This window comes from Mediterraneibacter glycyrrhizinilyticus (assembly GCF_015560805.1).
GTDB classification, from domain to species: domain Bacteria; phylum Bacillota; class Clostridia; order Lachnospirales; family Lachnospiraceae; genus Schaedlerella; species Schaedlerella glycyrrhizinilytica_A.
Map to the genome: position 1 here is coordinate 1 of NZ_JADMSO010000016.1, position 15776 is coordinate 15776.

General features: G+C 47.4%; 14 protein-coding genes and 1 tRNA gene. 3 read left to right on the top strand and 12 right to left on the bottom strand.

Translation table 11 applies throughout. The features are described from left to right. Nucleotides 1-297 precede the first annotated feature (297 nt). The gene (locus I2H87_RS12585) at nt 298-759 is read right to left on the bottom strand and encodes a DUF1700 domain-containing protein (protein WP_195610194.1); all 462 of its coding nucleotides are present in this window, start codon (nt 757-759) and stop codon (nt 298-300) included. 499 nt (nt 760-1258) lie between these two features. Here I2H87_RS12585 and I2H87_RS12590 point away from each other — a divergent pair, with 499 nt between their 5' ends. After that, complete coding sequence (locus I2H87_RS12590) at nt 1259-2638, top strand: aldehyde dehydrogenase (protein WP_195610196.1); 1380 nt, start codon at nt 1259-1261, stop codon at nt 2636-2638. Between the two features lie 24 nt (nt 2639-2662). On the opposite strand, the gene I2H87_RS12595 is transcribed toward I2H87_RS12590, so the two are convergent. Further along, a complete protein-coding gene (locus I2H87_RS12595; protein ID WP_195610197.1) occupies nt 2663-4105 on the bottom strand; it encodes a protein kinase family protein in 1443 nt (480 codons plus the stop codon). Between the two features lie 291 nt (nt 4106-4396). Between I2H87_RS12595 and I2H87_RS12600 the strand changes: the two genes are divergently transcribed. Beyond that, nucleotides 4397-5629 carry a 6-phosphofructokinase gene (locus I2H87_RS12600; RefSeq protein ID WP_195610199.1) on the top strand — a complete coding sequence of 411 codons (1233 nt, stop codon included), beginning with the start codon at nt 4397-4399 and terminating at the stop codon, nt 5627-5629. A gap of 172 nt (nt 5630-5801) precedes the next feature. After that, nucleotides 5802-5875, top strand: a tRNA-Arg gene (locus I2H87_RS12605). 274 nt (nt 5876-6149) lie between these two features. Here I2H87_RS12605 and trpS read toward each other — a convergent pair. From trpS to I2H87_RS12655, 10 genes are all read right to left on the bottom strand, one after another. Then, on the bottom strand, nt 6150-7232 hold the full coding sequence (gene trpS / locus I2H87_RS12610) for a tryptophan--tRNA ligase (protein WP_009268153.1): 1083 nt from the start codon (nt 7230-7232) through the stop codon (nt 6150-6152). Between the two features lie 45 nt (nt 7233-7277). Continuing rightward, on the bottom strand, nt 7278-7964 hold the full coding sequence (locus I2H87_RS12615) for a phosphatase PAP2 family protein (RefSeq protein ID WP_195610201.1): 687 nt from the start codon (nt 7962-7964) through the stop codon (nt 7278-7280). Between the two features lie 176 nt (nt 7965-8140). Continuing rightward, entirely contained in the window at nt 8141-9061 is a 921-nt protein-coding gene (locus I2H87_RS12620; protein ID WP_009268156.1) for a diacylglycerol/lipid kinase family protein, read from the bottom strand. A 56-nt stretch (nt 9062-9117) separates the two neighbouring features. Next, nucleotides 9118-9729, bottom strand: coding sequence for a TetR/AcrR family transcriptional regulator (locus I2H87_RS12625; RefSeq protein ID WP_009268157.1), 612 nt, complete (start codon nt 9727-9729; stop codon nt 9118-9120). Next, on the bottom strand, nt 9722-11515 hold the full coding sequence (gene mutY, locus I2H87_RS12630; protein WP_117551095.1) for an A/G-specific adenine glycosylase: 1794 nt from the start codon (nt 11513-11515) through the stop codon (nt 9722-9724). The genes I2H87_RS12625 and mutY overlap by 8 nt, the downstream gene beginning before the upstream one ends. Nucleotides 11516-11609: 94 nt before the next feature. Beyond that, a complete protein-coding gene (locus I2H87_RS12635) occupies nt 11610-12356 on the bottom strand; it encodes an amino acid ABC transporter ATP-binding protein (RefSeq protein WP_009268159.1) in 747 nt (248 codons plus the stop codon). Next, nucleotides 12346-13038, bottom strand: a complete 693-nt coding sequence (locus I2H87_RS12640; RefSeq protein ID WP_009268160.1) for an amino acid ABC transporter permease — start codon at nt 13036-13038, stop codon at nt 12346-12348. Before I2H87_RS12640 ends, I2H87_RS12635 begins: the two co-directional genes overlap by 11 nt. An 18-nt stretch (nt 13039-13056) precedes the next feature. Next, nucleotides 13057-13827: a basic amino acid ABC transporter substrate-binding protein gene (locus I2H87_RS12645; protein ID WP_117551092.1), complete on the bottom strand. Its 771-nt coding sequence runs from the start codon at nt 13825-13827 to the stop codon at nt 13057-13059. 154 nt (nt 13828-13981) lie between these two features. Continuing rightward, a complete protein-coding gene (locus I2H87_RS12650) occupies nt 13982-14809 on the bottom strand; it encodes an undecaprenyl-diphosphate phosphatase (protein ID WP_009268162.1) in 828 nt (275 codons plus the stop codon). Nucleotides 14810-14841: 32 nt separating this feature from the next. Continuing rightward, on the bottom strand, nt 14842-15699 hold the full coding sequence (locus tag I2H87_RS12655; protein ID WP_195610203.1) for a Cof-type HAD-IIB family hydrolase: 858 nt from the start codon (nt 15697-15699) through the stop codon (nt 14842-14844). Nucleotides 15700-15776: the final 77 nt, after the last annotated feature.

Consider the following 15776-nt stretch of genomic DNA (forward strand, 5'->3'; position numbering starts at 1 on the left):
AATGCCATACTTATTTTGAGAATTAATAAATTCCATGGCTTATATGTGAGGGATGGAATTTACTTTTACAATTCACTCTTTCTGCACTTTCTGCACATTTTTTATTTTTTGCTTGCTTTTTCCAATTCAATATATTATACTAATGCATGTAGAAAGGATGCTTTCTACAACCCCTTATTAATTATTTATACTCCCCTCAAAAGACCGATGGCTCCCCCATCGGTCTTTTACTTTTTGTCAAGTACAGATTTCTATCCGATATTCCCACCGTTCATTTCACTGGCTTTTCTCTTCATCTTATCGCCGTTTTCCTTTCAATATCCGTATCACAAGAATCACAAGCAATATCGGAAGTACAAATGGTGCAAAAATACGGATCACTCCGCTGATGATCGCAAAGACAAGCAGCACGATCATGATAACAAACAGGACTAGCAGCAGTTTCTTCCACCATTTTCCGCTCTCCTGTTCTTTTCCGCCGGCGTCTCCATTCCGATTCCGTCCGGCACTTTGATTCTCATAAGTTCCGCCGGTCTCATATACTGTCTCCCGATCTGTGCCGTTATCCGCATCGATCAGTGTCCGTGCAAGAATCCACGGATCTCCAAGCATCTGAAGAACTTCTTCTTCCGTCTTTCCTCCCTGCACTTCCCCCGATATATACTCACTGTAATAACGCAGGTTTTCATTTACTTTTCCACTGTCCATATTGCCCGAAAGCGCGCTGCCAAGCTGTGACAAAAATGTCTCTTTCGTCATCAACTATTCCTCCTGATCTTATCTTTTTCTGATTTATTCCAGCAATCCATTCTACTTGCTTTACCGTTAGGATAGCATATTACGAAATGTATTCCAAGAAACAGTTTCTTAAATTTTTCTATACTTTTCCGTTCACATTTTATTCATTTATCTTTCAAAATTCTTTCATCTTTAAAACACGTTTTCTTCATTTCTTCTCCATATACTAACATTATCAAATAAAAACTATTTGATACCTTGATTAAGACAATTATTCTTTTTTCGAAAAAACTTTTTCATAATACATGCCAGGGGCTGAGAGATCAGCTGCCTGGCATCCTCCCTTTTCCGGGATATTTTCTCACTCCAGACATCGTTTTCCGCCTGACATCTTCTTCACAATTGTGTATGTTTCTCCCCTCGAGCACATCTACGTCAGTCTATTCCTGCGCCCGCTTGCGAATCCGTCAGATATGCCGTATGATAAAGCAAATATGTTTTTTCATCTAAGGAGGTTCTCATGAATCAACAGGATATCCATTCGATCGTAACCACACAGCGGCGTTTTTTCTTCAGCGGCAAAACACAGTCCGTTGACACAAGAATTGCCGCCTTAAAAAATTTACAATGTGCTATTCAAAAATATGAGCCGGAAATCAACGCCGCACTCCGCCGCGATCTGGGAAAAAGTCCCTTTGAGAGCTATATGTGCGAGGTCGGTCTTACTTTAAGCGAGATCAGCTATATGCTCCGTCACATCCGCTCCTTTGCAAAAGAAAAAGCTGTACGCACGCCATTGGCGCAATTTGCATCCCGTAGTTTTCGGAAACCATCTCCGTATGGTGTTACATTGATCATGAGTCCATGGAACTATCCGTTTCTTTTGACCATCGATCCTCTTGTCGATGCGATCGCGGCCGGAAATACTGCCGTCGTAAAGCCAAGTGCCTATTCGCCTGCCACAAGCGGGATCATCCAAAAACTGCTGTCCGAATGTTTTGACAAGTCCTATGTATCCGTCGTTACCGGAGGGCGCGCTGAGAATACCTGCCTTTTAAATGAACATTTTGATTATATTTTCTTTACCGGAAGTCAGGCTGTCGGAAAAGAAGTCATGCGACGCGCTGCCGAACATCTCACGCCGGTCACACTGGAATTGGGCGGCAAAAGTCCCTGCATCGTCGATGCCACCGCAGATTTAAAACTGGCTGCCAGACGCATCGTGTTCGGCAAATTCTTAAACTGCGGACAAACCTGTGTCGCACCGGATTATATTTACTGCGATGCCAAGGTCAGAGATGCTCTGACTTCAGAACTAAAACTCCAGATCCGAAAGCAATTCGGAAAGCATCCGCTTTCGAATCCAAATTACGGAAATATGATCAGTGAAAAACATTTTGACCGGATTCAGGAGCTGATCGATCCCGAAAAAACAATTTTCGGTGGAAACACGGATCGCGCTCTCCTCAAAATCGAACCGACTTTACTTTCTCCGGCGACTTTCGATGATCCCGTTATGCAGGAAGAAATCTTCGGTCCGCTTCTCCCCATCGTAACCTTTGATACTCTGGATGAGGCGATCCGAAAGATCAACTCCATGCAGCACCCGCTGGCGCTTTATCTCTTCTCCCAAAACCGAAGCGCCGCCCGCAGAGTCATGACGCTCTGCGGATTCGGCGGCGGATGCATCAACGATACGATCATTCACCTTGCCACCAGTGAAATGGGCTTCGGCGGGTTCGGTGAAAGCGGAATGGGATCTTATCACGGAAAAGATGGATTCCTGACCTTTTCTCATATGAAAAGTATCGTGGATAAAAAGACCTGGATCGATCTTCCATTCCGCTATCAGCCCTATCGGAAATCTTACGCGCATCTTCTCCGACATTTTCTAAAATAGCGTTCACTTCTCCGGCAGCCTGCGTCAGGCTGCCGGATCTTCTGTCTTGACCGATCCGTTCTCCGCAGGCGTCGTTTCTTCCTGTGATGCGCTTTCCGGCGCAGGATTCTCCTGTGCGATGTTCTCCTGTTCTGTATTTTCCTGAGCCTCTTTCCCGGCACTCTCTTCTGTATTTCCCAGTAAATGAAACGTTTCCTCCAGTTGTATGTAGGATTCTGTTTCTTTCAAAAACGGATATCTTTGCACCAGATTTTTCGCTTCTTGTTGTCGTTCTTCCTTTTTCACCGTCTCACACTGATAAATTGTTTTCAAATATGCCGTCTGGATCTCCTTGGACTCCGAAAATCGTGCAGAGGCCTCCCGCCCCGTTTCGAGAGCCGCCTGGCTGTCGCCGCATTCCTCTTCTAATTGAATACGCTTCATATATATTTCCCGTAAACGTTCCGTGTCCGTCTCGGTACGGCATAATTCCCGGTACACATCCAATGCCTGTTCCGTCTGTTTTTCTCTGATATATGCCTCTCCCAGACAGCGCAGAACTTCTCGTTTGATATTTTCTCCGCATCGAATCACCTCCCGATTGCCCTCCGACGTCTGAAATGCAAGCTGCTCTCCCAACGCCGCCGCTACCTGCCTGTCCAATCCGGCACTATTTTGCACGGCATCTCCCGCATGCTCTCCCACTGTACTTTCCGCCGACTGTTCCGCAGTATTTTTTTCCATGTCTGCGTTTTCCACGCCTGCTTTTCCCACGTTGTCTGTCTCCGCCGAATTTACACTCTGACTGCTCCCGTCTTCCGCATTCACCAGTTCCATCCGGGACTGCATTCTCTCCCCACGTTCCTCCCGCTCAGCCAATGTCCGGTACATCACACTCCCTGCCGCAAGAAATAAAACACATGCAGACACTGCTATTCCACGTATTTTCCGCCTGTCACCCGGATTCCTCACAACAGGAAGATCTCTCTGGATCTGTCCGAATTCCTGATAAACCCGCTTCGGATCTTCGCTGAGACATTTTTCCGTTATCCGATAAAGTTTCCGGCTTTCACCGCGTGTCAACGGCGGATCAGGAATCGTACTCGCCATCAAAAACTGTACCGTCTTCCCAAATCCGTAAAAATCCGCAAACAATCGTGTATGATCTCTGATGTGGAGCAGTGGTTTCACAAAATGATTGCGCATCGCCCTCTTTTGCATATTCTTTAACACAAACGCATTACTCTGTGCATCCAGATCCAGAAGCATGATCTGTCCGTCCCGTGTGATCATCACACTGTACGGATTCACATAACGATAGCACTGCCCGCTCCGGCATCGATGAAAGCGCTCCAACTGCTGTGCAAGCTGTCTGATCCATCCAAACACCTCCTCTTTTTCCACTTCCGGACACCGTCTGACCCGATCGATCAAAAGTTCTCCCTGAACACAATCCATCGCCGGATGCCACCGGTTCCCATGTTCCATAAAACGTATGATTTCATAATTTTCCGCAGCCGATTTAAACACTCCTCTCTTTCGTTTTTAAACATGCCATTCTTTTTCTCTGTACTGAAAATCTGATCAGAAGCGATCTTGAAAGTAGATTTTTCAGATTTGTTATCAGAATAGTTGTATCATACACGATTCTTTCTCTTTACGCAAGTGTTTTTGTGCATTTTATCTATTATATTATTTTTATCGTTTACAAATTAGTTATTATGCACTAAAATATGGATATGACACATTGCAAAATATGAGCGATTCGGAGGTATCAACATGAAAGGAAATGTTATCGTAGGACAATCCGGCGGTCCAACCACCGCTATCAACTCAAGCCTCGCAGGAGTATACCGCACTGCCCGGGACCGCGGTGCGGGCAAGGTATACGGTATGCTGCACGGGATCCAGGGGCTGCTGCAGGAACGTTATATCGATCTCTCAGAGTACATTACGTCCGATCTGGATACAGAGCTTTTAAAGCGGACTCCGGCAGCCTTTCTCGGCTCCTGTCGTTATAAACTTCCGGAAATCCATGAAGACCGGGCAGTATACGATAAGATTTTTGAGATTCTGGAAAAGTTAAATATTGAAGCCTTTATTTATATCGGCGGTAATGATTCCATGGACACGATCAAGAAGTTATCGGATTATGCCATCGTAACCGGTTTCCCGACCCGTTTTGTCGGCTGTCCGAAAACCATTGACAACGATCTGGCGCTGACCGACCATACACCGGGATACGGAAGCGCCGCCAAATATATCGGTACTTCGGTCAAGGAGATCATCCGCGACAGTTTCTCACTGGAATACAGCAAAGGTCTTGTTTCCATTGTGGAGATCATGGGACGTAATGCCGGGTGGCTGACCGGCGCCGCCGCGCTCGCACAAGGGGAAGACTGTACCGGTCCGGATCTCATTTATCTTCCGGAACTTCCATTTGATGTGGAAAAATTCGGTGAAAAAGTACGTGATCTTCTGGCAAAGAAATCATCCGTAGTTGTCGCCGTATCCGAGGGGATCCGGCTTGCTGACGGAAGATATGTATGCGAACTCGGACAGAGCATTGATTTTGTCGATGCATTCGGACACAAACAGCTCTCCGGAACCGCAAACTACCTTGCGAGTTACATAGCCGGAGAGATTGGCTGCAAAACGCGCGCGATCGAATTAAGTACCCTGCAGCGTGCAGCCTCCCACTGTTCTTCACGCGTGGATATTCTGGAAGCTTATCAGGTAGGCGGAGCCGCTGTCAAAGCCGCTGACGAGGGAGACTCCGGAAAGATGGTCGTACTACAGAGATTATCCGACGATCCTTATCAGGCAAGCACGGAAGTCAAAGATGTGCACAAAATTGCAAATGACGAGAAGCTTGTTCCGCGAAGCTGGGTCAATGAAGAGGGCGACTATGTAACCGAAGATTTCATCAGCTATGTACGTCCGCTGATCCAAGGAGACGTTTCTCCGGTTGTGGTGGACGGTATCCCAAGGCATCTGTATCGCCACCCTTGATCACCAGCTCACCATTGTGCACTGACGCAGTCTTTCATTTCAATCACCGGAAGTGCCAAAAGGCACATTCCGGGATTGGAAAGCACGATTTTTTTACTTTTTTCAAAAAAACTATTGACATCTTTGTACAAAACCATTATACTAATACTTGCTTTGAGCGAGACTCAAGCATGTGCGCGTAGCTCAGCTGGATAGAGCGTCTGGCTACGGACCAGAAGGTCGGGAGTTCGAATCTTCTCGCGCACGTTAAGCCTGTGGATTTCCCACAGGCTTTTTTGTTTCCTTTCATTCGAATCACCGGAAGTGCCAAAAGGCACATTCCGGGATCGTAAGCAGTCGCCAAGGTCTCGGGCAAGCCGGACTTTGGCTCGTCGCCCATACAACAAACGATCCGCTACAGACTGCTTCGCCTATATTCTATCCCTTTTCCGCCCGCTGTCCGCCGTAATCACTCTCATACAATCGAAAAGAGCAGACGTTTTCCACATCTGCCCTCTCATTTTTCTTAGTTATTCACATATTAACGAAACTTCTCCACCTGACTGTTGATCAATTCCTGATCGTCAAAGTAGTTGATCTTCATCGCTGCTTTTACATCCTGTAAAGTCTTCGCCGCAACCGCCTCGGCTTTTTCACTTCCCTTGCGAAGGATCTCATATACATACGGAATATCTTTCTGATATTCTTTTCTGCGATTCCGGATCGGTTCCAACTCAGTCTGCAGAACATTGTTGAGGAAGCGCTTTACTTTCATATCGCCGAGACCGCCACGCTGATAATGATCTTTCAATTCCTGCAGCGACTGATATTCCGGGAGAAATTCCTCAAAATGCTCCGGTCTGCAGAATGCATCCAGATAAGTAAATACGGTATTGCCCTCCAGTTTGCCCGGATCCGATACTTTAATATGAGTCGGATCGGTAAACATACTGAACACTTTCTTCTGGATCTCATCCGGTTCTTCCGACAGATAAATACAGTTGCCGAGCGACTTGCTCATCTTCGCCTTTCCGTCAATTCCCGGAAGACGCAGACACGCCTGATTCTCCGGAAGCAGGATCTCCGGCTCAACCAATGTATCGCCATATACAGAATTAAACTTTCTTACGATCTCTTTTGTCTGCTCCAGCATCGGAAGCTGATCTTCCCCTACCGGAACCGTCGTCGCCTTAAACGCGGTGATATCCGCCGCCTGACTGATCGGATATGTAAAGAATCCGACCGGGATGCTCGCTTCAAAATTACGCATCTGGATCTCTGATTTCACCGTCGGATTCCGCTGCAGACGTGATACCGTCACCAGATTCATATAGTAGAACGACAATTCGCAAAGTTCCGGAATCTGCGACTGGATAAACAGCGTAGATTTCTCCGGATCCAGACCGCACGCAAGATAGTCCAGCGCAACCTCAATGATATTCTGGCGCACTTTCTCCGGATTGTCGGCATTATCCGTCAACGCCTGCGCATCCGCGATCATAATGAAAATATCGTCAAAATCCCCTGTATTCTGAAGTTCCACTCTCCGACGCAGAGAACCGACATAGTGTCCGACATGCAGTCTCCCCGTCGGTCTGTCTCCCGTCAACATAATCTTTCCCATAACATGTTCCTCCTCACACTTCTGTGTCCTTTTTCATTTCCCTTTTTATTTGCTGAATACAGTACTCTTCTTCTGCCGCTCCAGCTTCGGAACTTTCTTGTGTTCCGTTACATATACAATCTGATACAATGCATATGCCAGCACAAACGCGGCGATCACATCGTAAATCGAATGTTGTTTCAAAAACATCGTCGCCAGGATGATCAGCCCTGCCAGAACATAAGACACCCCGCTGATCACGCGGTGTTTCTGCAATGTCTCACTGTTATAAATTGCAATACACGCTGCAAGAGAGTTAAACACATGCAGGCTCGGAAATACATTCGTCGGCGTATCCGCCTGATAAAGCATCCTCACCATGTCTACAAACACATTGTCTCTTGCGAAAAAATGCGGGCGGAGTTCCAGACCATTCGGCACAAGTGTCGAAATGATCAAAAAGATCGTCATCCCGATAAAGCTTAGCTTCGCAAGTTTGTAAAATCCGTCCACATCCGTAAAGAAAAAATACAGAAAAACCACAGCGATAAATACAAACCACAGCAGATAGGGCACGATAAAGTACTCGACAAACGGGATCTTCTCATCGATCCATGAATGGATCACATAATAATTCTCCGTCACCTGACTCTCCAGATACAAAAACCACGGTACATATAACAGGATATAACTAAACACCCATGCATGCTTATACTTCTTCAAAAGCTCCGCAATCCTCTTCTTTTTGCTCATCTTTTACACTCCCTTGAGGCGAAATCGATCTCATACCGATCAGTCAAATCCTGCTCCCCCTGTTCACCTGTCAATTTAACTGTTTCCGATTATAACACGATTTCATACCAACAACAAGGAGGTTCATAAAAGCTTAACAATTTTTCAGATCGTCCGCGAAACTCTTCTTCCACACTTTACGGAACGATCACGCGGATCTGAACAGGAAGCAGATGCGCGCCCATTTCCTGTTCGATCTCCACGTTCTCTCCGTCTGTATGTATCGGCGCCGCTTTTTCAAAATGAATCGCGGCTTCCCGGCACTGAAACAGATCGATCCCCCGGAATTTGGTATGTTTCCCCTTGAACGCCGTCGGCAGGCAGAACAAGATTTTCCATTTTGAGATCCCCGAAATGACGATCACGTCCAAAAGCCCGTCGTCGATCCGTGCATCCGGACAAAAACGGAATCCGCCGCCCTCATACGGGTGGTTCATAACCGCCGCAAAAAATGTCCTTTCAAACCGTTTCTTCTGTTTTCCGTCGATCAGGATTTCCGATGTACAGATTGGTTCTCGGATCATCTGGTTCAACGCAACGCCCAGATAAGTCAGTTTTCCCAGTCCGACTTTGTTCAATATCTTTTTTAGTTTGGAACGATTGACCTGATGACATACCGCCGCATCGAAACCGATCCCTGCACTCACCGCAAACCGATATTGCTTTTCACCGCATTCGATCACCCCGAGATCCATTTTCCGCTCCTGCGCACGCCGCCGTATACTTTCCCACGCTTTCTGCGGATCGGTCGGGATCTTCAGCGCACGGGTAAAATCATTGCCGGATCCGGTCGGAATATATCCGAACACAACTTTGCTGCAGTCCAATATCCCATTGATCACCTCATTCACCGTACCGTCTCCGCCCAGCGCAACGATCAGATGCTCCTCTCCGTCTGCTGTCATTTCCGCCGCAAACTCCTCCGCCTGTCCCGCATACTCCGTGCATCGGGCTTCAAAATCGATCCCGTCGTTCTCCAAGATCTGTTTTAAATCCTCCCAGACACGCGCACCTCTCCCGGAACGCGCTTTCGGGTTCACAATAAACTGGTACTTCACATTCTACCTCTCTTCTCCGTCTCCTCTTTTGTCTTGCCTCCGGACTTCTTTTTCTGTCACTTGGGTGACACAACGGTACTGTCCAGATATTTTCCGAGAGACCGGCGCATATTCCCCTCAAAATCTGTCTCTCCCTGATGCAGACACCACTCAAATACATTTCCGATAACGATCATCCGGATATCGGTCGTGAACTCTTCGATCGCTACATTCAGCCGGGCAACGCCCGCCTCGATCGCTTTTTCCACATAAGTCTGCACGGTCACGATCGGATACGGACGCTCCGTCCGGATCACCGGATTCAGCGCCTGATTTTTCGGATTGTAATATCCTGCCATAAATTCAACGCCCAGTTCTCGGCAATATTCCACATAATTCAAATATACGCGGATGATCGCGATCTTGACCTCCTCCGAATTATCCGGAAGATCGAGCAGATCCGGATTGATACTCGGCTGTTCTTCTATATAATAAGAAAGAAGATCGTCTTTCGTCTTGAAATGATGATAAAAACTTCCGTTGGAAACTCCCGCTTCCTCGCAGATATTTTTGATCGACAGTTCTTCATATCCTTTCTTCTGCAGGATCTGTTTTGCTGCCCGGAAAATTCGCGCCTTTGTTTCTTTTGATTTTTTCTGCTGTTTCGACAGCTCTGTCTGCTCACTCATGCTTTCTCTCCTTTTCTCTCGGCAAATATGCCTCGAATGCCGACGGAATCGAATATTTCTTTTGGATCTCATCTTTTGCTGCAAAAATCATTTCTTCACTGCAGTTTTTTTCCAATTCGTCTACGACAACCTCATATCCGGTCATATGCCATTCCACATGACTGAAAATATGCTTCGCCGTCCCCATTTTTTTGATACGCACCGGCATCAGCCCGATGGACGCACTGTACGCGATCACCTCTTCAGCGGAAAGATGACCGTCCAAATTCGGCAGTTCATACAGACCTGCCAGCAATCCTTTTGCTGGACGTTTCCGGATCGCCACTGTTTCACTGTCCCGGAACAAAAGTACCGTCCGCTTTTCGATCCTGCGCGCTTTGGCTTTCTTTTTAACCGGAAGCTGCATCTGGATGCCCTGCGCTTTCGCCTTACAGAGATGGGAGAGCGGACACACATCACATTTCGGCTCTCCGTTCGGCACACAGACGATCGCTCCCAGCTCGATCAGCCCCTGATTAAAATCCGATGCCGCATCCGGCGGGATCACCTCTTCGATCCGATTCTCCATCTCGGCGCGGACACTTGCTTTCATAATATCCGCATCGCTTGCAAGAAGTCTCGAAACGACCCGGAGCACATTTCCGTCCACCGCCGGCTTCGGGATGCCGTATGCAAACGAACAGATCGCCCCGGCTGTGTAGTTTCCGATTCCGGACAACATCCGGATCTCCTCATAAGTTTCCGGAAATCTGCCGTCATACAGATCGACGATCTGCTGCGCCGCTTTCTGCATATTCCGTACCCGGTTATAATAACCAAGTCCCTCCCACAGTTTCATCAGCCGGTCTTCTTTCGCTTCCGCAAGCGCCTGCACATCCGGCAGTTCCTGCAGAAATCTCGCATAATACGGCTTCACCGCTTCCACCCGTGTCTGCTGCAGCATGATTTCGGAAACCCATACCCGATACGCGTCCGGATGATTCCGCCACGGCAGATCCCGATGATTTTCCCGATACCAGCAAACCAACGGATCCACTGCTTCTTTCAATAACGGACTTTCCAAAACGACCGGAATCTCCTCGTCCATCCGAATACTGTCTTTTTCCACCACACAGTCATAAGCCAGCACATGAACGCCCGCTTTTTTTGCCGCTTTTAACGCCTGACAAAACTCCGGATGTGTATCTATATTCGGCGTAAAATAGCGCACGCCTTTCATCTGGATCACAAAAACAACGTACGCTTCGTATCCCTCTTTCACCGCACGGCTCAGCTCCTCCAAATGTTTGACCGCCCGCTCGCTTGGCGCATCCGGAAACCGGGTCACGCCGTTTTCTTCCAGCGTCACACCTTTCACCTCAATAAAAATCTTCCGAAGCGCCGTTTCGTTTTCCGGATCATTTTCGGAATCGTTTTCCGGATCGCCACCTGCTTCCACATACAGATCAAACCGGGAATTTCCGTAGGTTGTCTCCGGACGGATCTTTCGGATATCCGGAAACAAATGTCCCTCGCCAAGCCATTCTCTGACGACCTGATTCGGTATCTGGGAGTCCATATTGACAAGCCGGTCGCCCTTTTCCACGCAGATCAGATCCCACTTCGTCTTCCGCTTTGTATTCTGACTTTCCTGTACATAGATCACAGCGCCGGGCTTCAGCAGTTCCGCGCATCGTCCGGTGTTCTTCACATGGATCGTCTCTTTCTTTCCAGCCAGCTCTGCATAAGCAAGAAACCGGTTCGGGCGCTCTAAAAAAACGCCTTTTGAAATATGTTCATATCGCATTCATTCTACCCCATTGTAATAGCAACGAAAAGACAGCCCTCCGTTTTGGAGAACTGCCTTTCCCATATAAAGGACCGCTTCCGATCCGCAATGTTTACAAAATCTTCGACAAAAATTCTTTCAGTCGCTCGTCTTTCGGGTTTCCGAAAAATTCTTCCGGGCTTCCCTGCTCTCTGACTTCTCCGGATTCCATAAAGATCACGCGGGTTGCTACCTCTCTGGCAAATCCCATCTCGTGTGTCACGACAACCATCGTCATGCCGTCCCGCGCCAGTTCTTTCATCAGTTCCAGCACCTCGCCGACCATCTCCGGATCGAGCGCGGAAGTCGGCTCATCGAACAGCATCACTTCCGGATCCATCGCCAGCGCGCGCACGATCGCGATCCGCTGTTTCTGTCCACCGGAAAGCTGGGACGGATACGCATTTGCCTTTGCCGCAAGTCCGACTTTTTCCAACAGTTCCATTGCCCGCGCTTCCGCTTCCTCTTTGCTCTTTTTCAGAACTTTGATCGGCGCAAGCGTGATGTTTTCCAGAATCGTCTTATGCGGGAACAGATTGAAATGCTGGAATACCATGCCCATCTTCTGCCGATGCATATCGATGTTTGTTTCTTTGCTTGTAATATCGGTCCCCTCGAAGAAAATGCTTCCGCTTGACGGAACTTCCAACAAGTTCAGGGAACGTAAGAACGTCGATTTCCCGGATCCTGACGGACCGACGATCACGACAACTTCGCCCTTTCGGATCGTTTCGGAGACCCCATTCAAAGCGTGCAGTGAATTTCCGAATACTTTGTGCACGTCTTTTACTTCGATCAAAACATCACCATTAGTGATCACTGTTTCTCAGCCTCCTCTCCAGCATATTAACAAGTTTCGTAAAGATCATAACCATTACAAGATAAATCACCGCAACAGCGATCAGCGGCATAAATGCATCGTATGTACGGCTTCTGATAATGTCTCCGCCCTTTGTCAGATCTTCCAGTGCGATGTAACCGGAAACAGACGTCTCTTTTAAAAGTACGATAAACTCGTTTCCGAGCGCCGGAAGCACATTTTTAAACGCCTGCGGCATGATAATATAGAACATCGTCTGCGCATAGTTAAAACCAAGGCTTCGTCCCGCCTCGAACTGTCCGTCGTCGATAGACATGATACCGGAACGGAAGATCTCCGCCACATACGCTCCGGAGTTAAATCCAAACGCCATCACGGCAACGAGCGTTTTGTTGATGTCCACACTTCCGAAGATGATAAAGTAAATGATCAAAAGCTGGACGACAACCGGAGTTCCGCGGATCACCGTCAGATACACTTTGCAGATCAGATTCAGAATCTTCAGCTTGCCAGTTTTATCATAGGTCGAACGAACGATCGCTACAAGGAAACCGAGAACCACACCGATGATCAATGCAAAAAATGTGATCGTCAGCGTTACTTTCAGACCGTTCACAAGATATTTCCAACGGTCATCCGCTATAAAATTAAGATAAAACCTCTCCTGAAATGATTGTAACATGCTCAATATCCTCTTTCATTATTCTGCGTCTGCAGAAATGTATTTTCCAATGATCTCGTCAAGTTTTCCGGACTCTTTTAAGTTTGCCAGCGCTTCGTTCAGCTTCTTTGTCAGTTCTTCGTTGTCTTTTGCAACGGCAAGCGCATAATCTTCTTCTGTAAATGCTTCGTCAAGGATCTTCAGACCCTCTGCATCCGCAACAAATTCTTTTGCCGGCTCGCTGTCGATCACGACCGCATCGATCTTGCCCTGAGACAATGCCTGAACAGCCTCGAATCCTTTTTTGTAACGCTCTACTGTGGAATCTTCCACATCTCCTGCATAAATATCACCTGTTGTTCCAAGCTGGACACCGATGGATTTTCCAACCAGATCGTCCGGTCCTGCAATCTCGCTGTCCTCTGTTACGATGATCACCTGTGTCGCATGTGCGTAAGTATCTGTAAAGTCAACGTTTGCAAGACGCTCTTCTGTGATCGTCAGACCTGCTGCCCCGAAATCTGCTTTTCCGCTGGAAATCGCCGGGATCACGGAATCAAAGTCCATATCTTCCACTTTTACTTCCACACCAAGCTCTTCTCCGATCGCATTTGCAATGTCGATATCGATACCGACGATCTCTTCTCCCTCACGATATTCATACGGCGGGAATTCTGCGTTTGTCGCCATGACAAGTGTTTCCTTCTCTGCTGCGTCTCCGCCATCTTCACTCTTTCCGTCTGAACCGCAGGCTGCCATGGAAAATGCGCAGGCTGCAACCAATAATACGCTCAATACTTTCTTTTTCATCTTTCATTCCTCCACATATTTATTCATAATTATTTGTATGTTTATGCACACTATCTTTATATTCTAACACTTTTTTCCGAAAAAACAAGTGCATATTCCATTTTTTTATAAAAAGAATATGCACTCACTTTTCTTACACGATTTACGCTGCCGCTTATGCCATCAACGCGGTAACGCCAAAATACAAAAGCACGATCACACCAAGCACGATCCGGTAATATCCAAATACTTTAAAGTCATGGTTTTTGATATATTTCATCAGGAATTTGATCGCGAACACCGATACACCGAATGAAACCGCGCATCCGAGCAGCAGCATGAAAAATTCCTGCCCGGTAAATGCAAAGCCGAACTTCAGCATTTTCAAAAAGCTCCATCCGAACATGACCGGGATCGCAAGGAAGAATGTAAATTCCGCCGCCACGCTTCTGGATGCCCCGATCAGGAGTCCACCGAGGATCGTCGCGCCGGAACGTGAAGTTCCCGGGATCATCGCAAGCACCTGAAAGCCTCCGATCGCAAGGATCATCGGGATCGTCAGCTGAGAAAGCTTCGCCGCTTTCGGAGGTACGCCCTCATGTTTCTTTTCCACAACGATAAATAAGATACCATAGATGATCAGCATCGCCGCAACCACATACGCGTTCATAAAATGCTCATCCACATAATCGTCGAACAATAATCCGAATACCATAGCCGGGATCGTTGCGATCACTACTTTGACCCAAAGCTGAATGGTCATCAATTTCTGCTTCTCCGTTTTCTTCGGCGAGAACGGATTCAACTTGTGGAAATACAGTAAGATCACGGCCAAGATCGCGCCGAACTGGATCACGACATTGAACATTTCCACAAATGCATCACTTAATTCCAGATGAACGAACTCTTCCACCAGGATCAGATGTCCCGTACTGCTGATCGGAAGCCATTCCGTGATGCCCTCCACGATTCCCAAGAAAATTATTTTTAACGCTTCTAACATTCTTCTCCTCCTATTTTTCAACTGTCTGTGCTTTACTGCACAGTTTCCCCGAGCACAAACCGGGCGATCGCCTTTGCGACACCGTCCTCATCGTTGCTCCCTGTCACATAATCTGCGACTGCTTTCACTTCCTCGTCCGCATTCTGCATCGCAACGCCGAATCCGACTTCCCGAAGCATCGCAATGTCATTGTCTCCGTCTCCGAACACCATGATCTCCTCTCTTGAAATACCGAGGATCTCGCCTAATTCCAGAAGCCCTTTTCCTTTGTTGACTCCTGCCGCATTGATCTCAATATTATATTTCAGCGAGCCGACCAGTTCAAGACTGTCAAACTGCTTCAATTCCTGCCATGCCTGCTCCCGCTCTTTCATATCCGCAAACAATCCCTGCACTTTATCCATTGCCCGGTTTTCCTGCGCTATGATCTCATCCAATTCGGAAACACAGATCCTGCTTTTTCTTACATATTCCTGCATATGCGGACTGTGATGGTAACGTTGGACTTCCTCCAGTTTGTCTGCTTCCGCATACCCCTGTCCGTCAAAATATACCTCTTGTAATGTATCATATTTTCTGAGGATTTCCAATGCTTTTTTCGCATCCTCCAGCGGGAGCAGATGTTCGGTAAGCACGCCCTTTTCCTCCGTGTCTTTCATTTTCTCCCGGTCTATGATCCTCGCGCCGTTGGATGTCAGGGCGTAGCGCATCCCCGGAAATTCTCTTAATTCTTCCGGGATCCCCGTATAAGGTCTTCCGGTCGCGGTCAGTATCGTCACACCGCTTTCGATCGCACGCGTGAGAATCTCTTTTGTATACTCCGTCAACTCTTTCTTCGTATTCAATAAAGTCCCGTCGAGATCGAGACCGATCATTTTTATCCTGCGCATTTCTATAAATCCTTTCCTTATATATGTCTGTTCTCCTATCTTTTTCACGTCGTTTTGCAAAGAGATGCATATCCGCT